At 72.8% G+C, this 22,888-nt stretch carries 25 protein-coding genes; 16 read left to right on the top strand and 9 right to left on the bottom strand.

The window, feature by feature from the left end:
* Positions 1-29: 29 nt before the first annotated feature.
* Positions 30-830, top strand: coding sequence for a CPBP family intramembrane glutamic endopeptidase (locus tag OIE49_RS07050; RefSeq protein ID WP_326801585.1), 801 nt, complete (start codon positions 30-32; stop codon positions 828-830).
* A gap of 71 nt (positions 831-901) precedes the next feature.
* On the opposite strand, the gene OIE49_RS07045 is transcribed toward OIE49_RS07050, so the two are convergent.
* Positions 902-1,711 (bottom strand): PhzF family phenazine biosynthesis protein, encoded by an 810-nt coding sequence (locus tag OIE49_RS07045; RefSeq protein WP_326801584.1) that lies wholly within the window; start codon positions 1,709-1,711, stop codon positions 902-904.
* Positions 1,712-1,873: 162 nt separating this feature from the next.
* On the opposite strand from OIE49_RS07045, the gene OIE49_RS07040 reads away from it, so the two are divergent.
* The 4 genes from OIE49_RS07040 to OIE49_RS07025 all read left to right on the top strand — a co-directional run bounded on the left by OIE49_RS07040 (position 1,874) and on the right by OIE49_RS07025 (position 5,534).
* The gene (locus OIE49_RS07040; protein ID WP_326801583.1) at positions 1,874-2,488 is read left to right on the top strand and encodes a PadR family transcriptional regulator; all 615 of its coding nucleotides are present in this window, start codon (positions 1,874-1,876) and stop codon (positions 2,486-2,488) included.
* A 206-nt stretch (positions 2,489-2,694) separates the two neighbouring features.
* Complete coding sequence (locus tag OIE49_RS07035) at positions 2,695-3,291, top strand: peptidase (protein ID WP_326801582.1); 597 nt, start codon at positions 2,695-2,697, stop codon at positions 3,289-3,291.
* A gap of 106 nt (positions 3,292-3,397) precedes the next feature.
* Positions 3,398-4,402: an EamA family transporter gene (locus OIE49_RS07030; protein WP_326801581.1), complete on the top strand. Its 1,005-nt coding sequence runs from the start codon at positions 3,398-3,400 to the stop codon at positions 4,400-4,402.
* A 181-nt stretch (positions 4,403-4,583) separates the two neighbouring features.
* Positions 4,584-5,534: a DMT family transporter gene (locus tag OIE49_RS07025; protein ID WP_326801580.1), complete on the top strand. Its 951-nt coding sequence runs from the start codon at positions 4,584-4,586 to the stop codon at positions 5,532-5,534.
* A gap of 116 nt (positions 5,535-5,650) precedes the next feature.
* Here OIE49_RS07025 and OIE49_RS07020 read toward each other — a convergent pair whose 3' ends face one another.
* The gene (locus tag OIE49_RS07020; protein WP_326801579.1) at positions 5,651-6,334 is read right to left on the bottom strand and encodes a pyridoxamine 5'-phosphate oxidase family protein; all 684 of its coding nucleotides are present in this window, start codon (positions 6,332-6,334) and stop codon (positions 5,651-5,653) included.
* 36 nt (positions 6,335-6,370) lie between these two features.
* Here OIE49_RS07020 and OIE49_RS07015 point away from each other — a divergent pair, with 36 nt between their 5' ends.
* A complete protein-coding gene (locus tag OIE49_RS07015) occupies positions 6,371-7,702 on the top strand; it encodes an aminotransferase class I/II-fold pyridoxal phosphate-dependent enzyme (RefSeq protein ID WP_326801578.1) in 1,332 nt (443 codons plus the stop codon).
* Positions 7,703-7,873: 171 nt separating this feature from the next.
* Here the strand turns inward: OIE49_RS07015 and OIE49_RS07010 are convergent, their stop codons facing one another.
* Positions 7,874-8,923 carry a DMT family transporter gene (locus OIE49_RS07010; RefSeq protein WP_326801577.1) on the bottom strand — a complete coding sequence of 350 codons (1,050 nt, stop codon included), beginning with the start codon at positions 8,921-8,923 and terminating at the stop codon, positions 7,874-7,876.
* A gap of 74 nt (positions 8,924-8,997) precedes the next feature.
* Between OIE49_RS07010 and OIE49_RS07005 the strand changes: the two genes are divergently transcribed.
* Positions 8,998-9,900, top strand: coding sequence for a LysR family transcriptional regulator (locus tag OIE49_RS07005; protein ID WP_100567247.1), 903 nt, complete (start codon positions 8,998-9,000; stop codon positions 9,898-9,900).
* Positions 9,901-9,980: 80 nt separating this feature from the next.
* Here the strand turns inward: OIE49_RS07005 and OIE49_RS07000 are convergent, their stop codons facing one another.
* Positions 9,981-10,448, bottom strand: coding sequence for a pyridoxamine 5'-phosphate oxidase family protein (locus OIE49_RS07000; protein WP_326801576.1), 468 nt, complete (start codon positions 10,446-10,448; stop codon positions 9,981-9,983).
* Between the two features lie 82 nt (positions 10,449-10,530).
* Entirely contained in the window at positions 10,531-11,010 is a 480-nt protein-coding gene (locus OIE49_RS06995; RefSeq protein ID WP_326801575.1) for a Rieske (2Fe-2S) protein, read from the bottom strand.
* A 201-nt stretch (positions 11,011-11,211) separates the two neighbouring features.
* Between OIE49_RS06995 and OIE49_RS06990 the strand changes: the two genes are divergently transcribed.
* From OIE49_RS06990 to OIE49_RS06960, 7 genes are all read left to right on the top strand, one after another.
* Positions 11,212-11,976 carry a HipA family kinase gene (locus tag OIE49_RS06990; RefSeq protein ID WP_326801574.1) on the top strand — a complete coding sequence of 255 codons (765 nt, stop codon included), beginning with the start codon at positions 11,212-11,214 and terminating at the stop codon, positions 11,974-11,976.
* The gene (locus OIE49_RS06985) at positions 11,973-12,422 is read left to right on the top strand and encodes a DUF3037 domain-containing protein (protein WP_326801573.1); all 450 of its coding nucleotides are present in this window, start codon (positions 11,973-11,975) and stop codon (positions 12,420-12,422) included. Before OIE49_RS06990 ends, OIE49_RS06985 begins: the two co-directional genes overlap by 4 nt.
* Before the next feature lie 125 nt (positions 12,423-12,547).
* On the top strand, positions 12,548-13,309 hold the full coding sequence (gene fabG, locus OIE49_RS06980) for a 3-oxoacyl-ACP reductase FabG (RefSeq protein WP_326801572.1): 762 nt from the start codon (positions 12,548-12,550) through the stop codon (positions 13,307-13,309).
* 11 nt (positions 13,310-13,320) lie between these two features.
* A complete protein-coding gene (locus OIE49_RS06975; protein ID WP_326801571.1) occupies positions 13,321-14,073 on the top strand; it encodes an SDR family oxidoreductase in 753 nt (250 codons plus the stop codon).
* 254 nt (positions 14,074-14,327) lie between these two features.
* Positions 14,328-15,905 (top strand): ABC transporter substrate-binding protein, encoded by a 1,578-nt coding sequence (locus OIE49_RS06970; RefSeq protein ID WP_401847582.1) that lies wholly within the window; start codon positions 14,328-14,330, stop codon positions 15,903-15,905.
* Between the two features lie 91 nt (positions 15,906-15,996).
* On the top strand, positions 15,997-16,680 hold the full coding sequence (locus tag OIE49_RS06965) for a uracil-DNA glycosylase (RefSeq protein WP_326801570.1): 684 nt from the start codon (positions 15,997-15,999) through the stop codon (positions 16,678-16,680).
* Positions 16,681-16,769: 89 nt separating this feature from the next.
* Positions 16,770-17,288 (top strand): hypothetical protein, encoded by a 519-nt coding sequence (locus OIE49_RS06960; RefSeq protein WP_326801569.1) that lies wholly within the window; start codon positions 16,770-16,772, stop codon positions 17,286-17,288.
* A 46-nt stretch (positions 17,289-17,334) separates the two neighbouring features.
* Here OIE49_RS06960 and OIE49_RS06955 read toward each other — a convergent pair whose 3' ends face one another.
* From OIE49_RS06955 to OIE49_RS06945, 3 genes are all read right to left on the bottom strand, one after another.
* Positions 17,335-17,814, bottom strand: a complete 480-nt coding sequence (locus OIE49_RS06955) for a hypothetical protein (RefSeq protein ID WP_326801568.1) — start codon at positions 17,812-17,814, stop codon at positions 17,335-17,337.
* A gap of 126 nt (positions 17,815-17,940) precedes the next feature.
* Complete coding sequence (locus tag OIE49_RS06950) at positions 17,941-18,456, bottom strand: DinB family protein (RefSeq protein WP_326801567.1); 516 nt, start codon at positions 18,454-18,456, stop codon at positions 17,941-17,943.
* A 28-nt stretch (positions 18,457-18,484) separates the two neighbouring features.
* Positions 18,485-19,093 (bottom strand): TetR/AcrR family transcriptional regulator, encoded by a 609-nt coding sequence (locus tag OIE49_RS06945; RefSeq protein ID WP_326801566.1) that lies wholly within the window; start codon positions 19,091-19,093, stop codon positions 18,485-18,487.
* Positions 19,094-19,202: 109 nt separating this feature from the next.
* On the opposite strand from OIE49_RS06945, the gene OIE49_RS06940 reads away from it, so the two are divergent.
* Both OIE49_RS06940 and OIE49_RS06935 read left to right on the top strand, forming a co-directional pair.
* Complete coding sequence (locus OIE49_RS06940; RefSeq protein ID WP_326801565.1) at positions 19,203-20,387, top strand: FAD-dependent monooxygenase; 1,185 nt, start codon at positions 19,203-19,205, stop codon at positions 20,385-20,387.
* 10 nt (positions 20,388-20,397) lie between these two features.
* Entirely contained in the window at positions 20,398-21,309 is a 912-nt protein-coding gene (locus OIE49_RS06935) for a Gfo/Idh/MocA family protein (RefSeq protein WP_326801564.1), read from the top strand.
* Here the strand turns inward: OIE49_RS06935 and lnt are convergent.
* A complete protein-coding gene (gene lnt, locus OIE49_RS06930) occupies positions 21,227-22,816 on the bottom strand; it encodes an apolipoprotein N-acyltransferase (RefSeq protein ID WP_326801563.1) in 1,590 nt (529 codons plus the stop codon). The two genes, OIE49_RS06935 and lnt, sit on opposite strands and share 83 nt — an antisense overlap.
* Positions 22,817-22,888 lie beyond the last annotated feature (72 nt).

Here is a 22,888-nt window from a genome sequence, read left to right as displayed (position 1 = left end):
GCGGCGGGACGACCGAACTGGAGGCAGGTGTGCTGGCGGATTCACAGCCGGTGGGCGACTCGCAACCACTGGAGCCACCGTCGCGGCGGATCCTGCGCGACGAGACGCTGCTCGTCCTCGGGCTCTCGCTCGGGGCGAGCGGGGTGTCCGCGCTGATCAGCTTTGTCGGTTCGGTCACCAAGCCCGGTGGGCTCAAGGACCAGGCCGCCACCCTCAACGCCTCCGCCGCCCCGGGCCGTCCCTGGCTCGACCTCGCCTGGCAGTTGTTCGGGATCGCCACCGCCCTGATCCCCGTGGCCCTCGTCGCCCATTTCCTGCTGCGCGAGGGGCGCAGCCTGCGCACGCTCGGCTTCGACCGCACCCGCCCCTGGCCGGACCTCGGCCGCGGGGCACTGGTCGCGGCGGTGATCGGCAGCACCGGGATCGCCTTCTACCTGGCCGCCCGCGCGTTCGGCTTCAACCTCACCGTGGTGCCCGAGGCGCTGCCCGCCGTGTGGTGGAAGTTCCCGGTGCTGATCCTGTCCGCGCTGCAGAACGCCGTCCTCGAAGAGGTTATCGTCGTCGGCTATCTGCTGCGCCGGCTCGGGCAGTTGGGCTGGACCCCGGGGACCGCGCTGGTGGCCAGTTCCGTACTGCGCGGCTCGTACCACCTCTACCAGGGCGTCGGCGGCTTCGTCGGCAACCTGGTGATGGGCGTGGTCTTCGTCTGGCTGTACCGGCGGTGGGGCCGGGTCGGCCCGCTCCTCGTGGCGCACTCCCTGCTCGACATCGGCGCGTTCGTGGGCTACGCCCTGCTGGCCGGGAAGGTGGGCTGGCTGCCGACGGCGTGAGCGGCAGGGAGAGATTGCCAGGGGGCGTACGACACGGTCGTACGCCCCCTCGGTTTTCCTGGACAAGTTTCCTAGACGAGCAGGTCGCCCTCGATGACGGTGACGGCGTGGCCGGTGAGCAGGGTGCGGTCGCCGCGCAGTTCCGTGCGTACGAGGCCGGAGCGGGCGGAGGCCTGGAGTCCGGTGAGGTCGGTGCGGCCGAGGCGTTCGGACCAGTAGGGGGCCAGGGCCGTGTGGGCGCTGCCGGTGACCGGGTCCTCGTCGATGCCGACGTTGGGGAAGAAGCAGCGGGAGACGAAGTCGTAGCCCCGGGAGGGGTCCTCGGCGCGGGCGGTGGCGATGATGCCGCGCGCCGAGTAGGCGGCGAGGGCCTTGTGGTCGGGGGCGAGGCCGCGGACGGTCTTCTCGTCGGCGAGCTCCACGATCAGGTCGCCGACGTTCACCCCGGTGTCGTAGGCGGTGCGGGGTTCGGCGCCGAGGGCCCCGGCGACCCCGTCGGGGACGTCGACCGCGGTGAGCGGGGCGGTCGGGAAGTCCAGGGTGATCGCGTCGTCGCCGGCCGGGCTCGCGATGAGCACTCCGCTGCGGGTGGCGAAGCGCACCGGTCCCTCGTGGGCACCCGTGGTGCGCAGGACATGGGCGGTGGCCAGGGTGGCGTGACCGCACATCGCGACCTCGGTGGCGGGCGTGAACCAGCGCAGTGCCCAGTCGGCCTCGCCGCGCTCGGGCAGCCGGTGGGCGAACGCCGTCTCGGCGTGGTTGACCTCCAGCGCCACCTTCTGAAGCCAGTCGTCACCGGGAAAGGCGTCCAGCAACAGCACCCCCGCGGGGTTGCCGGCGAAGGGGCGGTCGGTGAACGCGTCGACGATTCGGATTCGCATGCCCCGACCGTACGGCCTCCGGCGAACGGCGGACCAAGGCCAATCCGGGGCCGGCGGCCTCGGGACAGGGAACGCCGCAGTTCGGAGGGGCTGGCCGAACGAACTGTTCCGATATATCGTTGAAGCATCGCGACGGATCAACGATGGAATGGAGTGGTTGCGATGCGTACCCACGGATACGAGCACGGGCACCGGCAGGGCGGACCTCGGCGTGACCGCGGCGGCTTCGAGGAGCGCCGGGCGGCCTTCGGGCCCTTCGGACCGGGCGGACCGGGGTTCGGCCCCGGTTTCGGCCCGGGGCACTGGGGCGGGCGAGGGCGCGGCGGACCGCGTGGCCGGGCCCGGCGCGGTGACGTACGGGCCTCGATCCTGGCCCTGCTGAAGGACCGGCCCATGCACGGCTACGAGATGATCCAGGAGATCGCCGAACGCAGCGGCGGCGCGTGGAAGCCCAGCCCCGGCTCGGTCTACCCCACCCTCCAGCTGCTGGAGGACGAGGGGCTGATCGTCAGCGAGAGCGAGGGCGGCAAGAAGCTGTTCTCGCTCACCGAGGCGGGCCGTACCGCGGCCGACGAGGGGCCGGACGCGCCCTGGGAGGAGGCCTCGCGCGGCGTCGACTGGGAGGCCCTCGGTGAGATCCGGCAGGCCGGCTTCGGTCTGATGGAGGCCTTCGGCCAGGTGTGGAAGACCGGCAGCAGGGAGCAGCGCGACAAGGCGCTCGGCGTCATCAACGAGGCCCGCAAGAAGCTGTACCTCATCCTCGCCGACGAGGACTGACGGCCGACGAGGAACGGCGGTCGACGAGGACCGCGGTCGGCAACGGGACCCGGGAGCCCTCCTTATCGGGGGGTGACCGGGTCCCGCGTGTCTGTGCGCTCCCCGGGGAGCCGCTGTGGGGATGCGTCCCGATCTCATCCGTAAGGAGGAGATTTCATCTCCACGGGTCCACTTCCCGTGGGACGCCGAAATGCTTCCCGCCGGGGATGACCGGAGCCGGAGAGGCTGGTGAGCTGGACGATGTGCAATCCAGTGTTCCCCGGCAGCCGCCCTCCGGGCAGGACGCCCTTCGTCCGGACGACGACGCCAGGCTCAGTGCCGAACTGGCGGCGGTGGTCGCCGGTGCCCGCAGGAGGGCGGTCCGGGACGGGGACCGGCAGACCGACACCGCCCACCTGCTGCACACGCTCCTGGAGTCCGACCCCGAGGTGCGCGCCGTGTTCGACGGACCGCGGATCGCCCGGCTGCTCGGCTACCTGGTGCAGCGCAGCATCGGATACGGCCTGCGCTGGCAGGGCGCGGTCGAGGACTCGGGCGCCCTGCCCGTGGTGACGGAGGCCGGCGGCCTCTCGCCGGCGGCCTCCGCCGCCCTGGAGCACGCCTGCGAGCGCGCCGCCCGGCGCGGCGACGACCTGGCGCGCGGCATGGACCTGCTGGCGGGGATCGTCGCGGACCCGCGGGCGCGCGCCGTCGAGGTGCTCACCGGTGCCGCGATCGATGCGCGGGAGCTGGCCGCGCGGCTGGACAACGATGCCAAGGAGTGTCCGGGGGAGTACGCGACGGGCGGCGGGCCCGTCCGCTGAGACGGATGGTTCCAGGCCTTTCACCCGGTATGCCCGGCGATGTCGCCGTCCATGCGATGAGACAGGTGCCATCGAAGGTGACGGTCATGTCATCGCCTGTCATCATGTGCCGGTGCGTACGTCTCAGATCAGTCAGGGCCGTTCCGGCAAGGGGGTCGGGCTCGGTCTCGCGCTCGTGTCCGCGGTCGCCTTCGGCGGCTCCGGCGTCGCGGCCAAACCGCTGATCGAGGCGGGGCTCGACCCGCTGCACGTCGTGTGGCTGCGCGCCACCGGCGCGGCCCTGGTCATGCTGCCGCTCGCCGTGCGCCACCGCGCGCTGCTGCGCACCCGCCCCGCCCTGCTCGCCGGGTTCGGCCTGCTCGCCGTCGCCGGCGTCCAGGCCTGCTACTTCGCCGCGCTCTCCCGGATCCCCGTCGGGGTCGCCCTGCTCATCGAGTACCTGGCGCCCGCCCTGGTGCTCGGCTGGGTCCGGTTCGTACAGCGGCGGCCGGTCACCCGGGCCGCCGCCTTCGGCGTGGTCCTCGCGGCGGGAGGACTCGCCTGTGTCGTCGAGGTGTGGTCCGGCCTGAGTTTCGACGTCCTCGGACTGCTGCTCGCGCTCGGCGCGGCCTGCTGCCAGGTGGGCTACTTCGTGCTTTCCGCCCAGGGCGGAGACGCGGGCGACGAGGCCCCGAACCCGCTCGGCGTCATCGCCTACGGGCTGCTGATCGGCGCCGCGGTCCTGACCGTCGTCGCGCGTCCCTGGAGCATGGACTGGTCGGTGCTCGCGCACGGCGCGGACATGAACGGCACGTCGGTCCCGGCCATCGCCCTCCTGCTGTGGGTGGTGCTGGTCGCCACGGTCCTCGCCTACGTGACCGGGGTGCTTTCCGTACGGCGGCTCTCGCCGCAGGTCGCCGGGGTGGTGGCCTGCCTGGAGGCGGTCATCGCGACCGTGCTGGCCTGGGTGCTGCTCGGCGAGCGCCTCTCGGCCCCGCAGGTCGTCGGTGGCGCGGTCGTCCTGCTGGGCGCGTTCATCGCGCAGTCCTCCGCACCGTCGAAGGGCTCGGCGGAGCCGGTGGCGAGCGGCGGGGCGGAAAGGGAGTTGTCGGCCCGGGGAACGGCCGCCTAGAGTGCGGATCATGCATTCGGACGCACTCGTTCTTCCGCCTCCGGCCGCCTGAGGCGGGCCTCCGGTGAACGTGCCCGGCTGGTGAGCCGGGCCGAGCGGTGCTGCCCGCAGAGGAAGTCCGCAGGACCCCGGCCGACGGGGTTCTGCCTCCCGAACTTCTGCACCTCTGCGGAGACGACTCATGTCCCATGCTTCTCTCGGCCTGCCCGTCGGGCGCGGCCTGCTCTATCTGATCGTCGCCGGTGCCGCCTGGGGCACCGCCGGCGCGGCCGCCTCGCTGGTCTACCGGACCAGTGACATCGGGCCGGTCACCCTGTCCTTCTGGCGCTGTGCCATCGGCTTCGTCCTGCTGCTGGTCGCGCGCCTGCTGCGGCCGCGCGTGCGGCCGGCCGAGCCCGTGCCGCTCGGCCGCCGGCTGCTGCGGGCCGGTGCCACCGGCGTTGGTCTCGCCGTGTTCCAGACGGCGTACTTCGCCGCGGTGGCGGCCACCGGACTGGCGGTGGCGACCGTCGTGACCCTCGGCGCCGGGCCCGTTCTCATCGCGCTCGGCGCCCGGCTGACGATGGGCGAACGGCTCGGCCGGGCCGGCCTCGCCGCCGTGGCCGGGGCGCTGGCCGGTCTCGGGGTGCTGGTGCTGGGCAGCGGCGGTGCCGCCGTACGGCCCTGGGGCGTGCTGCTCGCCCTGCTCTCGGCGGCCGGCTACTGCGCGATGACGCTGCTGACGCGCTGGTGGGGCCGCGACGGCGGAGCCGGTCATTCCGGCTCGACCCTCGGCGCGTTCGCGGTCACCAGCCTGTGCCTGCTGCCGTTCGCGCTGCGGGAAGGGCTGGTGCCGCACACCGGCGACCCCGTACAGGTGCTGTGGCTGCTGGCGTACATCGCCTCGGTCCCCACGGCCCTGGCCTACGCGCTCTACTTCGCGGGCGCGGCCGCCGTGCGGTCGGCCACGGTCTCGGTGATCATGCTCCTCGAGCCGGTCAGCGCGGCGGTGCTGGCCGTCGCCCTGCTCGGCGAACACCTGACACCGGGCACGCTTCTCGGCACCGCCCTGATGCTCGGCTCGGTCGCGGGCCTCGCCCTGACGGAGGCGCGGGGAGCACGGGCGCCGGCGAAGGAACCGGTCCTCGCCTGACACGGGAGGGCCCCGCGCCGCGGACCCGCCACCGGGGGGACCCCGCCGGGTCGCCATTGGGGCGGGTCCGCCCGGCTGCCCCCGGGATGCGGACGCGTCTCACGCGTGAACCGGCGTCACAGCGCCGTGAGATAGCCGGGAAGCTCCGTGCCGGGGGTCAGGTCGGGGGCGGGGAGCGGGGTGCCGTACTGCCTGTCGACCGGGATCACGCCGGCCCAGTGCGGGAGGGAGAGGTCCTCGGGCTCGTCGTTCACGCCGCCGGTGCGCAGCTTGGCGGAGACCTCGTCCAGGTCGAGGCGGAGCACGGCGGTCGCGGCCAGTTCCTTGGTGTTGGCGGGGCGGGAGTCGGCGGAGCGGCCCGGCACCACGTGGTCGACCAGCGCGTCCAGCGCGGCGCGCTTCTCCTCCGGGTCGGTGACCTGGTGGGCGGTGCCGTGCACCACCACGGAACGGTAGTTGAGCGAGTGGTGGAAGGCTGAGCGGGCCAGGACCAGGCCGTCGACATGGGTGACCGTCAGGCAGACCGGCAGCCCGGGGTCGGTCCTGCCGGCCATCCGCAGCGGGCGCGAGCCCGTCGAACCGTGCACGTAGAGCCGCTCGCCGACCCGGGCGTACAGCGTCGGCAGCACCACGGGCGCGCCGTCGCGGACGAAACCGAGGTGGCAGACGTAGCCCTCGTCGAGTATCGCGTGCACCAGTTCCCTGTCGTAGGACGCCCGGTCGGCGGAGCGGGTGGGAACGGTCCGGTCGGTCGGGGCGTAGGCGGCGGACGGCGACGCCGGCGGCTGGGTCTCCCGCATTTGTGCTCTCCATTGCACTAGTGCATAATCTGCTTTGTGCTAGGAGAGTATCGGATCGAGGGGCGACGCGCAGCAGAGATCGCGGCGAGCGTCGAGCGCGCGGTGGGCTCCGGAGACCTGGAGCCGGGCCAACCGCTGCCGCCCATGCGGGAGTTGGCCGTCGAGCTCGGGGTGAACCCCAATACCGTCGCTGCCGCGTACCGCATCCTGCGCGAGCGCGGGGTCATCGAGACCGCCGGGCGCCGCGGCAGCCGGGTGCGGTCCGCGCCCGCCACGACCGGACGGGACAGCGTCCGCGTGGACGTGCCCGAGGGTGTGCGCGACATGTCGAGCGGCAACCCGGACCCGGCGCTGCTGCCGCCGCTGGCACCCGCGTTCATGGCGGCCGCCGCGCTGGGCGACCACGAGCCGGTGCTTTACGGGGACGTGGCCGTGGAGCCGGAGCTGGCCCGCATCGCCCGTGCCGCGCTGGACGCCGACGGGGTGCCGGACGGTCCGGTCGCCGTCCTGTCCGGTTCGCTGGACGGGGTGGAGCGCGTTCTCGCCGCCCGCCTCAAGCCCGGTGACACCGTCGCCGTCGAGGACCCCGGGTGGGGCCGCACCCTCGACCTCGTCCCCGCGCTGGGCCTGCGCACGGTGCCGGTGGGTGTCGACGACGAGGGCCCGCGCGCCGACGACGTCCGTCGTGCCCTCGCGGACGGCGCCCGCGCGCTGATCGTCACGGCCCGGGCGCAGAACCCGACCGGCGCCGCGGTGAGCGCCATGCGCGCGCGTGCCCTGCGGGCCGTCCTCCGGGAGCATCCGGAGACGCTGCTGATCGAGGACGACCACGGCCACGGCATCGTGGACCTGCCCCTGCATCCGCTCGCCGGTGCCACCCGGCACTGGGCCTTCCTGCGCTCGGTCGCCAAGGCGTACGGCCCCGACCTGCGGCTCGCCGTGCTCACCGGGGACGGGACCACAGTCGACCGGGTGCGCGGCCGGCAACGCCTCGGGCCCGGGTGGGTGAGCCGCCTGCTCCAGCGCGCCGTGGTGCGGCTGTGGACGGACGGCGCCCTGGACTCGCACGTGGTGGCCGCGGCCTACCGGCGGCGCCGCGACCTGCTGACCGGCGCGCTGGCCGACCGCGGCATCGCGGCCCACGGGCGCAGCGGCATGAACGTGTGGGTGCCCGTGCCGGACGAGACCGGCGTCGTCGCGAGCCTGCTGCACGCCGGCTGGGCCGTCGCCCCCGGCGCCCGCTACCGGCTCGCCGCCCCGCCCGCCATCCGGATCACCGTCTCCACCCTGCGGGACGAGGAGACCGAGCGGCTCGCGGACGCGGTGGCGACGGCCCTGCGCCCGGCGCCCGCGCGGAGTTACGTCTAGGGAGCATGGGGGCGCCGGGCCTTCGTGGTCCTGCGGTGGGGTGGGCGTCGGGCCTTCGTGGTCCTGGGACGGAGCCGGGCGTCGCCCTTCTCGGCTCGGCGGCGGATCCTCGTCCGGCCCTCCCGGTCCCACGCCCGGATCCGAGGCGACCGCTCCTCTTGTGGCCCCTAGCTAGGCCGTCGTGGACGGCTCCGGGCGGGAGGGTGACTCGGGAGTCGTCGGGGCGGAGGCGGGTGCCTGGTCCGGCCGGGGTGTGCCGGGCCGGGCCGACGTGCCGCCGCTCTTCGGGCGGGCCTGCGTCAGCGCCGCGCCCGCCAGGACGATCACCGCGCCGACCGGGGTCGACCAGGTGAGGTTCTCCCCGAGCACGGCGACGCCGGCCGCGGTGGCGATCACCGGGACGAAGTACGTGACCATCTGGGCCGTCGTCGGCCCGACCTCCGCGACCAGCCCGTACTGGACGAGCATCGCGAAGCCGGTGCCCAGGGCGCCCAGGGCGGCGATCGCGAGCAGCGGCATGACGGGCAGGTGGTCCGGAGCGCTGGTGAACAGCGGTGTGACGATGGCCAGTTGCACCGTGGCCAGCAGCAACTGCCCGCCGGTCAACGACAGGTGCGACTCGGTGGAACCCGCCAGGGTGCGGCGGACGTAGATCCAGCCGACCGGGTAGCACAGCGAGGCCAGCAGAGCCATCGCCGTGCCGCTCGCGTCCAGTCCGTGGAAGCCCTGCCAGGCGCCGAGCACCGTCAGCACCCCGAGAAAGCCCAGCCCGAGGCCCGCGACCCGGAGCCGCGTCGGGCGGTCCTCGGAGAGGGCGACGAGGGACAGTGCCATGCCCCACAGGGGCGAGGTCGCGTTGCAGATCCCCGCGAGGGTGGAGGGGATCGTCAGCTCCGAGTACGCGAAGAGCGAGAACGGCAGCGCGTTGAGGAAGAGCGCCGCGACCGCCAGATGCCCCCAGGTGCGTCCGCCGCGCGGCAGCCGCTCCCGCTTCACCGCCATCGCCACCGCGAGCACCGCCGTGCCGAACACCAGCCGCCCGAGGGTCACTTGGAAGGGGGCGAAGCCGTTCGTGCCCACCTTCATGAACAGGAAGCTGAAGCCCCAGACCAGCGACAGGAAGGCGAAACGGACCCGCCAGTGCACGGGGCGGCGGGCCGGTCCTGCGGGGCCGGGCGGGGACTGCGGGGACGTCGCGGAGGCGGGCGAGGTGCTGCTCATGGTCGTACGATGCACGCTCATGACCTCGTAGCACAATCGAGAATTCGCGTGGGATATCTCGTAGCATCGCTTATATGTTGAATCTGGAGCGCCTGCGCACTCTTGACGCCCTCGCGCGACACGGCTCGGTCAGCGGCGCCGCGGAGGGGCTGCACGTCACGACGTCGGCCGTCTCCCAGCAGATGGCGAAGCTGGAGCGGGAGGTGGGCCAGCAGCTCCTGGCCAAGAACGGCCGCGGAGTCCGGCTCACGGACGCCGGCCGGCTGCTCGCCGAGCACGCGACGCGCATCCTGTCCCAGGTCGAGCTCGCCCAGGCCGATCTGGAGGCGCAGCGCGGGCAGGTGGTCGGCGAGCTGCGCCTCGGCGCGTTCCCGACCGCCGCGCGCGGGCTGTTCCCGGCCGCCCTGTCCCATCTGCGCGACCGGCATCCCGGCTTGCGGGTCCGCACCGCGGAGATGGAGCCGGCCGCCGCCGTGCGCGCCGTGCTGCGCGGCGACGTGGACCTGTCCGTCGTCCTCGACTGGTACAACAAGCCGCTGCCCGTGCCGGACGGGCTCACCCGGGCCGCGATCCTCGACGACCCCGCCGACGTGGCACTGCCCGTCGCGCACCCGCACGCCGACCGCGCCGAGGTCGACCTGGAGGACTTCGCGGACGACGACTGGGTCACCTGGGGCGAGGCCGAGTTCTGCGACGAGTGGCTGCTGGACACGCTGCGCTCCAAGGGCGTCGAGCCGCGCATCGCCCACCGGGCCGAGGAGCACGCCACCCAGCTCGCCCTGGTCGCCGCCGGTCTCGGCGTGTGCGTGGCGCCCCGGCTGGGGCGCGGGCCGCTGCCCGCCGGGGTGCGCACCGTCCCGGTGCGGCAGGCGGTGCGACGGCACATCTACGCCGTCTGGCGCGCCGACGCCGACCGCCGGCCCTCCATCCGCGCGGCCGTCGACGCCCTTCGGACGGTGGGCGCGCGGATCACCTGAGACCCCGCCCCGGCCCCGCCGCCCTTCCTGCGCCTGCGCCGGGCCCAGCCGCCGTCCAGCGCCGAGCCCGTCCGCCCGTCCTACACCGAGCCCAGCTTGCGGAAGTCCCAGGAGACGATCTTCTCCGGGGTCAGCCGCAGCCACGCGTGCCGGCCGTCGTACGGCATCTCCTCCAGGCCGAAGTTCTTGCGGGCGAACAGCGTCTCGGGCAGGTCGAGTTCGGCGCACAGCTCCCCGGTGCGCGGTGCTTCGCCCACGACCTCCGCCGTGCCGGACAGCTCCACGCCCCGCAGTTGTTCGTACTCCTCGCCCGTGTCGATGATCACGGCCACCCGCGGATCGCGGCGCAGGTCGGCCCAACGCCTGCTGCGCACCACGGAGTAGAGCCACAACGAGGTGCCGTCCCAGACGAACCACAGCGCGCTCACGTGCGGAGCGCCGCCGGGTGACACGGTGGCGACCCGGCAGGTGCGCTGGGTGGTCAGGAACTCGTCCAGCTCGCCCGGCGTCATCATGATCTTCCGGCCCCGGCGCTGAGTGACGGTCATGCGGCTCTCTCTTCCCCTCTCCCATGCGCGGGGGCACCCTCCGACGACCCCCCCGCTACGACTCGCCCCACCCCCGCGGGTGTCAGGCGAGCCTGATCTCCCCGTCCGCGACCGTGATGTCCTTGGCGGGCAGCGGCTTCAGGGCCGGGCCCTTCTTGACACTGCCGTCGGCGGCGGAGAACTCGCTCTGGTGGCACGGGCAGACGATCACGCCGTCGGCGATCCGGTTCACCGCGCAGCCCTGGTGGGTGCAGGTCGAGGAGAACGCCTTGAACTCGCCCTTCGCCGGCTGCGTGACCACCACGCTGCCCAAGACCTTGCCGCCGCCCTCCGGAATGTCGGAGGTCTTGGCGAGCGCGGTGCCACCGGAACCCGCCGCGGCGCCGTCACCGCCCGAACCGCCCGCCGTGCCGGAGCCGTTCTGGGTGGTGGACGTACCGGAGCCGGACGTGTCCTCCGATCCGCACGCGGTCAGCGCGGCGGCGAGCCCCGCCGCGCCCACCGCCGCCACCACCGTGCGGCGGGCCGGTGCCCCCTGGGGGTGAAGCGATTCACTGGTCATGTCGACGTTCCCCTCTCCATATGGTTCCGAATGGTTCCGAGCGGATTCCGCGCAGGCCCACGCGGGTTCCGCGCGGAGCGTCCCGGTACGTCCAGGGGTACGGGCGGCGGGCATCCGGTGTTCAGATGGGGCCCGGACCCCGGCCGGTGGTGAATCCGCCGGCCGCCGAACGCACCGGCGCCGCACCGGTAAAGTGGGGCGGTGCTCAAGGACGTCATCGCGACCCGCTACATCACCCCGCTGCGTGAGGGCGGCTCGCTGCCGGGGCTCGTCGAGGCCGACGACTTCGGGACGTACGTCCTGAAGTTCACCGGCGCCGGACAGGGCCGCAAGACGCTCGTCGCCGAAGTGGTCTGCGGGGAACTCGCCCGCAGGCTGGGACTGCGGGTGCCCGGCCTGGTGACGGTCGACCTGGACCCGGTGCTGGGGCTCGGCGAACCCGACGAACAGGTGCAGGAACTGCTCAGGTCCAGCGGCGGTACCAACCTCGGCATGGACTTCCTCTCCGGAGCGCTCGGCTTCGACCCGCTCGCCTTCCCGGTGGACGCCGAGGAGGCGGGCCGGATCGTCTGGTTCGACGCGCTGGTGAACAACGTCGACCGCTCCTGGCGCAACCCCAACCTGCTCAGATGGCGCGGTGAACTGTGGCTCATCGACCACGGCGCCACAATGATCTGGCACCACAACTGGCCCGGCGCGCAGGCCTCGGCCGGCCGGCCGTACGACGCCTCGGAGCACGTCCTCGCGCCCTTCGCGCCGGACGTCGCCGCCGCCGCGGAGCGGCTGGCGCCCCTGATCACCGAGGACCTGCTCGCCGAGGTGACCGCGGAGGTCCCGGACGCCTGGCTGACCGGTGAGCCCGGCTTCGACACGCCCGACGACCTGCGGCGGGCCTACGCACGACCGCTGCTCGCACGGGCCGCCGTGATCCACGAGCGCATCCACGGCATCGAGGAGGCACGGTGAACGAGCGTCACCTCGCCGGAGGCGGCCGCGCGGGCGACCGCCACATCGTCCGGGGCGGCCGGACGGACGACCGCGACGTCTACGAGTACGCCCTGCTGCGCGTCGTCCCGCGCGTCGAGCGTGGCGAGTGCGTCAACGCGGGCGTACTCGTCTACAGCCGCGCCCGCGCCTACGTCGGCGCCCGCACTCACCTGGACGAGTCCCGGCTGCTCGCCCTGGACCCGCACGCGGACGTCGCGGGCGTGCGCGCCGCGCTCGCCGCGATCGAGAGCGTGTGCGCCGGGGGAGCGGCGGCCGGGCAGGCCGCGGGCGACGACGCCGGGCGGCGCTTCCGCTGGCTGGTCGCGCCCCGCTCCACCATCGTCCAGCCCGGTCCGGTGCACACCGGACTGACCACCGACCCGGCCGCGGAGGCCGAGCGGTTGCTGGACCTTCTGGTGAGGTAATGGATCACATGCACCCGGAGGGCCGTTGACACCGGGTGCCACGGCTTCTAGCGTCGCACCCACCAAAGGTACTAAGCGGTCGCTCACCGTAGATCAGGTTCTCTCAAGGGCGAGGAGAAGCACCAATGTCCACCACTGAGCAGCGGGTCGCCGTCGTCACCGGTGCCGCGCGCGGCATCGGCGCCGTCACCGCCGTACGGCTGGCCGCCGAGGGACGCGCGGTCGCCGTGATCGACCTCGACGAGGCCGCCTGCAAGGACACCGTGGAGAAGATCACCGCGGCCGGCGGCAAGGCCGTCGCGATCGGCGCCGACGTCTCGGACGAGGCACAGGTCGAGGCGGCGGTCGCGCGCGTCGCCGAGGAACTCGGCGCGCCCACCATCCTGGTCAACAACGCGGGTGTGCTCCGCGACAACCTGTTGTTCAAGATGAGCGTCTCGGACTGGGACACCGTCATGAACGTCCATCTGCGCGGCTCCTTCCTGATGAGCCGCGCCTGCCAGAAGCACATGGTGGACGCCGGCTTCGGCCGGATCGTCAACCTCTCGTCGTCCTCGGCGCTCGGCAACCGCGGCCAGGTCAACTACTCGGCGGCCAAGGCCGGTCTGCAGGGCTTCACCAAGACCCTCGCCAAGGAGCTCGGCAAGTTCGGCATCACCGCCAACTCCGTCGCACCCGGCTTCATCGCCACCGAGATGACCAAGGCCACCGCGGAGCGCGTCGGCATGGGCTTCGAGGACTTCAAGGCCGTGGCCGCCACCCAGATTCCGGTGCAGCGCGTCGGCGAGCCGGAGGACATCGCCAACGCCATCGCCTTCTTCACCGGCGACGCGGCCGGCTTCGTCTCCGGCCAGGTGCTGTACGTGGCCGGCGGGCCGCTCGACTAGGGATCACGGACATGACTGAACTTTCCGGCAAGGTCGCCCTCGTCACCGGCGCGAGCCGCGGCATCGGATACGGCATCGCCGAGGCGCTGGTCGCCCGGGGCGACCGGGTGTGCATCACAGGCCGCAACGAGGACGCCCTGAAGGAGGCCGTGGAGAGGCTCGGCTCCGACCGGGCCGTCGCGGTCGCGGGCAAGGCCCACGACGAGGCCCATCAGGCCGAGGTGGTCGAGCGCGTCATGGAGGCGTTCGGCCGCGTCGACTTCCTGATCAACAACGCGGGCACCAACCCGGTGTTCGGACCGATCGCCGACCTCGACCTGAACGTGGCGCGCAAGGTCTTCGAGACCAACGTCGTCTCCGCGCTCGGCTTCGCCCAGCGCACCTGGCACGCCTGGCAGAAGGACAACGGTGGCGCGATCGTGAACATCGCCTCGGTCGCGGGCCTGTCGGCCTCGCCGTTCGTCGGCGCCTACGGCGTCAGCAAGGCGGCGATGATCAACCTGACCCAGCAACTGGCGCACGAGTTCGCGCCGAGGGTGCGCGTCAACGCGATCGCTCCGGCCGTGGTGAAGACCAGGTTCGCCAAGGCGCTGTACGAGGGCCGGGAGGAGGAGGCGGCCGCCTCCTACCCGCTGGGCCGGCTCGGCGTGCCCTCCGACATCGGCGGCGCGGCCGCGTTCCTCACCTCCGCGCAGTCCGACTGGGTCACGGGCCAGACGCTCGTCGTCGACGGCGGCATCTTCCTCAACGCGGGGGTGGGCTGACCCGCCGGCGGACCCGGTTGCGCGCCGGGCGCCGATTCCGTCTCTTCGTCCCTTCGTCGACATACGGCTTCGTCGATGTTCGGGCGGCGGAATCGGCGCCCGCGCCGACGGCCGGCACGCGTTCGCCGGAATGACAACGTCGTCATGTTTCGAACCGATCAAGAGCCCCCTCCGAAGCAGGTTCAGCGGGTGGGGCTCTGCGGTATGGTCTGCCGACCCCGACCCCTTGGTATGGCAGATCGAGGAGCGTGCGCGTGTCCAACCGGAACCGATGCCTGCGGCCGGCGGTGGTGACCGCGGCCATGTCCCTGGTGGCCGGCTGCGGCGTCTTCTCCCACGGCGACCCGGAGGGCAAGGGACCCATCGTCGTCGGGACCACGAGCGCCCCCAGCACCCTGGACCCGGCTGCTTCCTGGGACGGCTCCTGGGAGCTCTTCCGGAACATCTACCAGACCCTGCTGGCCTACCCGAACGGCGCGACCACGCCCCAGCCGGACGCCGCCGAGCGCTGCGAGTTCACCGACAGCGGCTACCAGACCTACCGCTGCCGACTGCGTCCGGACATGAAGTTCGCCGACGGGCACGCGCTGGACGCGCGAGCCGTCAAGTACTCGATCGACCGGATCAGGACCATCAACGTGGCCGGCGGCCCGGCGGGGCTGCTCGACAGCCTGGACCAGGTGCAGGTGACCGGCGACCGGGATGTGGTCTTCAAGCTGAACAAGCCCGACGCCACCTTCCCCTTCGTGCTCGCCACACCTGCCATGTCGATCGTGGACCCCGACGACTACCCTGATCGCTCGCTGCGCGAGGACAACGAGGTCGACGGTTCCGGACCGTACTCCCTGAAGGAGTACGACGAGGGCAAGAAGGCGGAGCTGGTCAGGAACGACCGCTACAAGGGGTTCGCCGACCGAAGAAACGACGCGGTGACCATCCGCTACTTCCAGGACTCCGCCGCCATGGTCAAGGCGCTGCGGGACAAGCAGATCGACGTCACCTACCGGGGTCTGGGCGCCGACGACATCATCTCCCTGCAGCGCAAGGACACCAAGGACCTCCAGCTCGTGGAGGGCGCCGGCACCGACATCAGCTATCTGGTGTTCAACCCCAAGGACCGCTGGTCCGCCAGGCCGGCCGTACGCAAGGCCGTCGCGCAGGTCGTCGACCGCGCCGCCATCGCGCACAACGTCTACGACGACACGGTCGACCCGCTGTACTCCATGGTCCCCAAGGGCCTCACCGGCCACACCACGGCGTTCTTCGACGACTTCGGCGACCCCAGTGTCGCCAAGGCCCGCAAGATCCTCACCGACGCGGGCATCACCGAGAAGGTCCCGCTGACCTTCTGGTACACCACCGACCGCTACGGCTCGGAGACGGCCAAGGAGTTCGAGGAGCTCAAGCGGCAGCTCGACGGCTCCGGCCTGTTCACGATCACCCTGAAGAGCCGGCCCTGGAAGACGTACGTCGTGGGCTACCAGAGGGGCGAGTACCCGGTGTTCGGGCGCGGCTGGTTCCCGGACTTCCCCGACGCCGACAACTTCATCGCCCCGTTCGTGGGCGAGCAGAACGCGCTCGGCACGCCCTACCCGGTGCCGCAGATCACCAAGGAACTGCTGCCCGAGTCGCGCCGCGAGGCCGACCGCGCGAACGTGGTCGATCAGTTCCAGCAGGCGCAGCAGATCCTGGTGAACGACGCACGGCTGCTGCCGCTGTGGCAGGGCAAGGTGTACGTCGGCGCCAGCGAGGACATCTCCGGCGGTGAGCGGGCGCTCGACCCGTCGACGATCATGATGATGTGGGAGCTGTCCCGGAAGACCAGCTGGTAGGCGGGGCGTTCTCCCGGGCGGAGCCCGTTGTCAGTGGTCGCCTGTAGGTTCTGAGAACTTGGAAGTGACCGCACATCGTGAGGACGTTGACGTGACCGACACCGCCATGCTGCCCGAGTCCTGGCGCGGGGTTCTGGGCGACGAACTGCTGCAGCCCTACTTCAAGGAGCTGACCGAGTTCGTCGAGGAGGAGCGGGCGAAGGGCCCCGTCCACCCGCCGCGCGAGGAGGTCTTCGCCGCGCTGGACGCCACGCCGTACGACAAGGTGAAGGTCCTGATCCTCGGTCAGGACCCCTACCACGGTGAGGGTCAGGGTCATGGTCTGTGCTTCTCGGTGCGCCCCGGGGTGAAGGTCCCGCCGTCGCTGCGCAACATCTACAAGGAGATGCACGAGGAGCTGGGCACGCCGATTCCGGACAACGGGTACCTGATGCCGTGGGCGCGGCAGGGCGTGCTGCTGCTGAACGCGGTGCTCACGGTGCGCGGTGGCGAGGCCAACTCCCACAAGGGCCGCGGCTGGGAGCGGTTCACCGACGCGGTGATCCGCGCGGTGGCCGGCCGGCCCGACCCCGCGGTCTTCGTCCTGTGGGGCAACTACGCGCAGAGGAAGCTTCCGCTGATCGACGAGACCCGGCATGTCGTGATCAAGGGTGCGCACCCGTCGCCGCTGTCCGCGAAGAAGTTCTTCGGCTCCCGTCCGTTCACGCAGATCAACGAGGCGGTGGCAGGACAGGGGCACGAGCCGATCGACTGGCGGATCCCGAACCTGGGGTGACGTGGGCGCGGGGGCGCCCTGATCGGCGGGGGTCGCGGTTAGCGTCGTAGGCGGAGGCGTAGGCCGGGGACAGACCTGGAGGGCGTGCGGTGGTGGAGCGACAGGAGCAGGCGTCGTCGGACGCCGTGCTGACACGGATCGGGCAGGGCGTCCTGCTGCATCACGCCGGGGACCGCGAGGAGGCCCGGGGCCGCTTCCTGGCCCTGTGGGCGGAGATCGGCGAGGACGGCGATCCGCTGCACCGCTGCACGCTGGCCCACTACATGGCCGACACCCAGGACGATCCCGCGGACGAGCTGGCCTGGGATCTCAGGGCGCTCTTGGCGGCCCAGGAGCTCACGGGGGACCGGCGCGCCGAGCGCGAGGGCGCGCCCGCGGCCCGTGCCCTGTACCCGTCCCTGCACCTCAACCTCGCCGCCGACTACGCGAAACTCGACCACCGCGAGGCCGCCCGCGACCATCTCCACCACGCCCGCACCGCGGCGGGCGCGCTCGGCCGCGACAGCTACGGCGACGGCGTCCGCTCGGCCATCCAGCGCCTCGCACGGCGACTGGGCGAGGACGGACCGGGCCCGTCCCAGGGGGGCCCACCGCGGCAGCGCTCGTAGGCCGGGCCCGGGGTCCCGGCCGCTCGCAATCCCGGCGGCTCCGGTGTCAGCGGTCGTACGTCTGGTGGCAGATTCTGGTCTCCGGGCTGTCCGGTTTCCAGCCGCCGTACTGTCGGCCGAGGGCGCAGAAATCCGTGTTCGGAGGCAGGGCGTGCTTGGCGCCGGGGTGGTGGGCGCGTGGCGGGGACGCGGGCCGTGGGTGCCGGGGGGCCGCGTGCGCCGGGGGCCGGGCGGGGGAGTGGGCCGGTGCCGGGGGCTGCCGCTTGCCGGGCGGCGCCGCTTCGGACGGCATTCGGGGCGGTGCGGCCGGGGTGGAGGAGTGGCGCGGGTCGCCGATGCGTTCCAGAGCCTCGCGGGCGGGCGCCTGCACGGCCGGGTGCCCGGCCTTGCCGTCCGGGCTCGGTACGGAGAGCGGGGTGGTGGCCGCCGGGCCGGGCGCCGGCGGCCGCTGGACCGTGACACAGCCGGAGAGGGCCGAGACGGCCACGGAGACCAGGAGCGTTGCGGTGGTCGTCGTACGATGCACGCGCGCAACTCTGCTGGGTCCGGAGCGTGATCGGAACGCGGCCGGGCGGAGGATGCCACGGACGGGTGATCCTGGGCCCCGTAAGGGGTGTGCCACCGCGCCCGCGGCTGACGCCGGGTGCCGGGTTCAGTCCCCGCTCGCACCGTCGATCCGCTCGCGGAGCAGATCGGCGTGCCCGTTGTGCCGGGCGTACTCCTCGATCATGTGGGTGTAGATCCACCGCAGGTTGAACGGTTCGCCGGTGCGCCTGCTCTTGCCCTGCGACAGTTCGTCCAGGCCGAGGCCCGCGGCGTTCCGGCGGGCGGTCTCGATCTCGGACTGCCAGGTGGCGTACGCCTCCGCCCAGGTGTCCGCGTCGGTGACGTGGAAGTCGCCGTCCGGGTCCTGCTCGCTGAAGTAGATCGGTCCGAGGTCGTCCAGTAGGAGCATATTGCGGAACCAGTGCCTCTCCACCTCGGCCATGTGCCGCACCAGACCCATCAGGGTCAGTTCGGAGGGCTCCACGGACGCGGTGCGCAACTGCTCGTCGGTCAGGCCCTCGCACTTCCACGCCAGCGTCTGCCGGTGGTAGTCCAACCAGCCTTCCAGCATGGCGCGTTCGGAGGCGTTCGTGGCAGGCTCTTGTCGTCGCTCGGTCGTCATGCCCTGATCTTGGCCCGCACCCGGGCCGTTACACCAAGGGTTTTCCGGTGCCGAACATCCCCTCCAGCAACTCCCGCAGCCCCGCGCGCAGTTCGTCCAGCTCCGGTACCCGTGCGTGGAAGGACCCCGCCACGCAGGAGTACATGAGCCCGTCCGCCCAGGCGACCAGGGACAGTACGTGCCGCTCCGGGGCGGTCGAGCCCATCGCCGAGACCAGCGCGCCGAGTTGGTCGCGGAAACGGGCACCCGCCGCGTCGAAGTGGGAGCGCAGCTCCGGGCGGCGGGTGGCCTCCAGGGAGAGTTCGTAGCGGGCGAGGGTCAGGGCCCGGTTGCGGGTCAGGGCCCGGTGGGTGGCCAGTGCCAGTCCGTCCACCAGCGAGTCGAGACCTCCGGTGCGTGGGTCGGGCATCTCGTGCAGCGCGAGCACCCGCGCCTCACGCTCGGCCAGCCGCCGCACCGTCAGTTCCAGCAGGGCCTGCCGGGTGCGGGCGAGGTTCGACGTCGAGCCCTGCGGCAACCCGGCCCTCTCGTCGACCGCCCGGTGCGTCAGACCACGCATCCCGCGCTCGGCGAGCAGAGCGAGCGCGGTGTCGGCGACGAGATCGGCGCGCTGAGCGCTCTCGGGACGTGCGGACATGGAGATCAACCTACCCGGCGACTGCACCCCTGGTGACTGGCACTACGTCCGTAGTATCGTCGAATCCGCCGGTCCACTACAGGTGTAGTCCAACTGTGCAGGAGGCGCCATGCCCGAGCAGCCACGCGCCGTCGTCATCGGCGGCGGTATCGCAGGACTCACCGCGGCCGCGGCCCTGCACCTCGGTGGGCGGCAGGTCACCGTGCCGGAACGGGCGCCCACCCTTGAGCCCGTCGGCGCCGCCATCTCGCTCTCCCCGAACGCCCTGCGCGCCCTGGACGTCCTCGGCGTCGGCGACCGGATCCGTGATCTCGCCGCCTGGCAGGGCGAGGGCGGACTGCGTAGCCCGTCCGGCCGCTGGATCGCCAGGACGGACGCCGGCGCGGCGGCCGAGCGGTTCGGCGGCCCTCTCGTTCTGCTGCACCGGGCGACCCTGATCGACACCCTGGCCGCGCTCCTCCCGCCCGGCACCGTCCGTACGGCCGCCGAGGCACGCCTCGCCGACCCCGGGGACGACCACCGCCCGGCCCGCGTGAGCACCCCCGGCGGCGACCTGGAAGCCGACCTGGTGGTGGCCGCCGACGGCGTCCACTCCGCCGTGCGCCGCACGCTGTTCCCCGGTCATCCCGGTGCCGTCTACGCCGGATTCACCACCTGGCGGGTCGTGGTCCCCGTGCCCGGCGCCGAGTTCGCCTCCCACGAGACCTGGGGCAGGGGATGTCTCTGGGGCACGCACCCGCTCAAGGACGGCAGGGTCTACGCGTACGCCGCCGCCGTCACGCCCGCCGGACAGCGCGCGGCCGACGACGAGCAGGCCGAACTCCTGCGCCGCTTCGGGCACTGGCACGACCCGGTCCCCGCCGTTCTCGCCGCCGCCCGCCCCGAGGATGTGCTGCGTCACGACGTCCACCACATCGCCCGGCCGCTGCCCGCCCACCACCGCGGCCGGACCGTGCTGATCGGCGACGCCGCCCACGCCATGCCGCCGACCCTCGGGCAGGGCGGCAACCAGGCCATCGAGGACGCCGTCGTCCTCGCCCACCACCCCGACGACCTCGCTGCCCACACCGCGGCCCGGCTGCCCCGCACGACCGCGGTCGCCCGCCGGGCCGTCAGGGCCGCGCGGCTGGACCTCATGCGCAACCGCGCCGGGATCGCCCTGCGCGACGGCGCGATCGCCGCGCTGTCCAGGATCAGCCCGGACCTGCTCCTGCGCGGCTTCGACGACATCGCCGACTGGCGTCCGCCGCAGCCCCCGTATGCTGCCGTGCAGTCAGGCACGGCGGCGCGGTGAAGGAGCCCAGGTGAAGGTCGGCTGCATCGGACTCGGCGACATCGCGCAGAAGGCGTATCTGCCGGTGCTCGGCTTCAAACCCGGGATCGACCTGCACCTGCAGACCCGGACGCCCGAGACGCTCCGGCGGGTCGCCGACAGCCTGCACCTGCCCGCGGAGCGGCGCCACGCCGACCTGGACTCCCTGCTCTCCCAGGGCCTCGACGCCGCCTTCGTGCACGCCCCCACCGCCGTCCACCCGCAGATCGTCACCCGGCTCCTGGAGGCGGGCGTGCCGACGTACGTGGACAAGCCGCTCGCCTACGAACTCGCCGACTCCGCGCGTCTGGTCGGGCTCGCCGAGGAGCGGGGCGTCTCGCTCATGGTCGGCTTCAACCGGCGCCACGCACCCGGCTACACGCAGTGCGCCGACCATCCTCGCGAGCTGATCCTGATGCAGAAGAACCGCGTCGGACTGCCCGAGGAACCGCGCACGATGATCCTCGACGACTTCATCCACGTCGTGGACACCCTGCGGTTCCTGGTGCCGGGCCAGGTCGACGACGTCACCGTACGCGCGCGTGTGCGTGACGGCCTGCTGCACCACGTCGTGCTGCAGATCGCCGGGGACGGATTCACCGCGCTCGGCGTGATGAACCGGCTCAGCGGCTCGGCGGAGGAGATCCTCGAGGTCTCCGGGCAGGACACCAAACGGCAGGTGGTGAACCTCGCCGAGACCGTCGACCACAAGGGGCAGCCGACCGTGCGCCGACGCGGCGACTGGGTGCCCGTCGCCCGGCAGCGCGGCATCGAGCAGGCCGTGCTGTTCTTCCTCGACGCCGTACGCGCCGGGAAGGTGCTCAGTGCCCGTGACGCGCTGGAGACCCACGAACTGTGCGAACGGGTGGTACGGACGGTTCTGGAGCGCTCCGGCGCCGCCTGAGCGCCCGCACGCTCTCCGTCGCGCCCAGCACGGCCAGCACTAGCAGCGCGCCGTGCGCGGGCCAGTCGCCGAAGCGGACGTACAGGGTGACGCCGTGCGCCGTCGGCACGTCGTACACGCGCGCGGTGCCCTGGTCCGTGCCCAGCCAGGAGCCGACGCGCTGCCCGAGCGGGCCGTACGCGGCGGACACGCCCGTCAGCGTCGCGTGCACCATCGGCCGCCCGGTCTCTGCGGCGCGCAGCGCGGCCAGCGAGGCATGCTGCTCGGGAGCCCAGCTCTGCTGGAAGGTCGACGTCGAGGACTGCGCGAGCAGCACCCGCGCGCCGTCCTGCGCGAGGTGCCGGCTCATGTCGGGGAAGGCCGTCTCGAAGCAGATCATCGGGCCGACGCGCAGGCCGTGGCCGACGTTCATCACCACCTGCCGGGTGCCCCGCCCGCGGTCCTCGCCCGCGGCCCGGCCGACGGAGGTCGCCCAGCCGAGCACCGAGCGGGTCGGGACGTACTCGCCGAACGGGACGAGCCGCATCTTGTCGTAGCGCTCGCCGGTCGGGCCGTCCGGTCCGACGAGGACCGAGCTCTTGTATATGCCCGGCCGGTCCGAGCGCCGGGCGTCCACGTTGACCAGCACGTCGGCGCCGGTCTCGCGGGACAGCGCCGCTATGCGCCGCGCCAGGTCCGGCCGGTGGCCCAGGTCGAAGCCGACACTGCTCTCGCCCCAGACGACCAGGTCGGGGTGCTGCCCCGCCAGCCGGCGGGTCAGCTGCTCCTCCAGGTCGAACCGCCGCTGCCCGCTCTCGATGCCGGCCACGACGCCCGGCTGCACGACGGCGATCCGGGCGTGGCCGTCGACGTCGGGGCGCGGCGCCCACACCCACGCCGCGGAGGTCGCCGCGGCCATGGCCGCGAGACCGGCCGCCGCGGTCACCCGGGGCGCGCGGACTGCGACCGTCTGCCGGGGGACCAGCAGTGCGACGGCCACATTGACGGCCACCACCAGGAAGCTCAGCAGCCACACTCCGCCCACCGAGGCCAGCCGCAGCGCAGGGGGCACCTGCCACTGGCTGGAGCCCAGCATGCCCCACGGCCCGCCCAGCGCCTGCCAGGACCGGACGAGCTCGACCGCCAGCCACGCCGACGGCAGCACGACCAGCGCGGCCGCCGCCCGCCCCGGCGAGGGCGTTCCCGCCAGGAACCGCCGCACCAGCCAGCCCCAGGGCGCCCACAGCAGGCCCATCAGCGCGGAGAGCACGACGGTGAACACGTTCAGGTTCGGCAGCAGCCAGTGGAAGACGGCCAGCATGAACCCCAGCCCGCCGAACCAGCCGTCGTACGCCGCCCGCCTCCCGGTCGGAGCGGAACGGGCCAGCAGGATCCACGGAACCAGCGCGACGTAGGCGAACCACCACAGCGACGGCGCGGGGAAGGCGAACACGAACAGGGCACCCGCGAGCGCGGCCAGCAGCGAGCGCCGCCACGGGGAGGTGAGCCACCGATCGAACGTTTTCATACGGTGCCCTCCTACCCCCCGGATGGCTCCAGTGTGCGCGTCCCGCGGGCGCCCCGGAAGATCGCGTCCGGA

Origin of the sequence: Streptomyces sp. NBC_01788, assembly GCF_035917575.1 — a bacterium.
Lineage (GTDB): Bacteria > Actinomycetota > Actinomycetes > Streptomycetales > Streptomycetaceae > Streptomyces.
The sequence above is the reverse complement of the archived record's forward strand: the minus strand, read 5'-3'. Positions and strand labels throughout refer to the sequence as shown.

Coding starts and splice junctions, on each gene's coding strand:
- OIE49_RS07045 (WP_326801584.1), bottom strand. CDS start 1,711: ATGCGAATCCGAATCGTCGACGCGTTCACCGACCGCCCCTTCGCCGGC.
- OIE49_RS07040 (WP_326801583.1), top strand. CDS start 1,874: ATGCGTACCCACGGATACGAGCACGGGCACCGGCAGGGCGGACCTCGG.
- OIE49_RS07035 (WP_326801582.1), top strand. CDS start 2,695: ATGACCGGAGCCGGAGAGGCTGGTGAGCTGGACGATGTGCAATCCAGT.
- OIE49_RS07025 (WP_326801580.1), top strand. CDS start 4,584: ATGTCCCATGCTTCTCTCGGCCTGCCCGTCGGGCGCGGCCTGCTCTAT.
- OIE49_RS07020 (WP_326801579.1), bottom strand. CDS start 6,334: ATGCGGGAGACCCAGCCGCCGGCGTCGCCGTCCGCCGCCTACGCCCCG.
- OIE49_RS07010 (WP_326801577.1), bottom strand. CDS start 8,923: ATGAGCAGCACCTCGCCCGCCTCCGCGACGTCCCCGCAGTCCCCGCCC.
- OIE49_RS07005 (WP_100567247.1), top strand. CDS start 8,998: ATGTTGAATCTGGAGCGCCTGCGCACTCTTGACGCCCTCGCGCGACAC.
- OIE49_RS07000 (WP_326801576.1), bottom strand. CDS start 10,448: ATGACCGTCACTCAGCGCCGGGGCCGGAAGATCATGATGACGCCGGGC.
- OIE49_RS06995 (WP_326801575.1), bottom strand. CDS start 11,010: ATGACCAGTGAATCGCTTCACCCCCAGGGGGCACCGGCCCGCCGCACG.
- fabG (WP_326801572.1), top strand. CDS start 12,548: ATGTCCACCACTGAGCAGCGGGTCGCCGTCGTCACCGGTGCCGCGCGC.
- OIE49_RS06975 (WP_326801571.1), top strand. CDS start 13,321: ATGACTGAACTTTCCGGCAAGGTCGCCCTCGTCACCGGCGCGAGCCGC.
- OIE49_RS06950 (WP_326801567.1), bottom strand. CDS start 18,456: ATGACGACCGAGCGACGACAAGAGCCTGCCACGAACGCCTCCGAACGC.
- OIE49_RS06945 (WP_326801566.1), bottom strand. CDS start 19,093: ATGTCCGCACGTCCCGAGAGCGCTCAGCGCGCCGATCTCGTCGCCGAC.
- OIE49_RS06940 (WP_326801565.1), top strand. CDS start 19,203: ATGCCCGAGCAGCCACGCGCCGTCGTCATCGGCGGCGGTATCGCAGGA.
- lnt (WP_326801563.1), bottom strand. CDS start 22,816: ATGAAAACGTTCGATCGGTGGCTCACCTCCCCGTGGCGGCGCTCGCTG.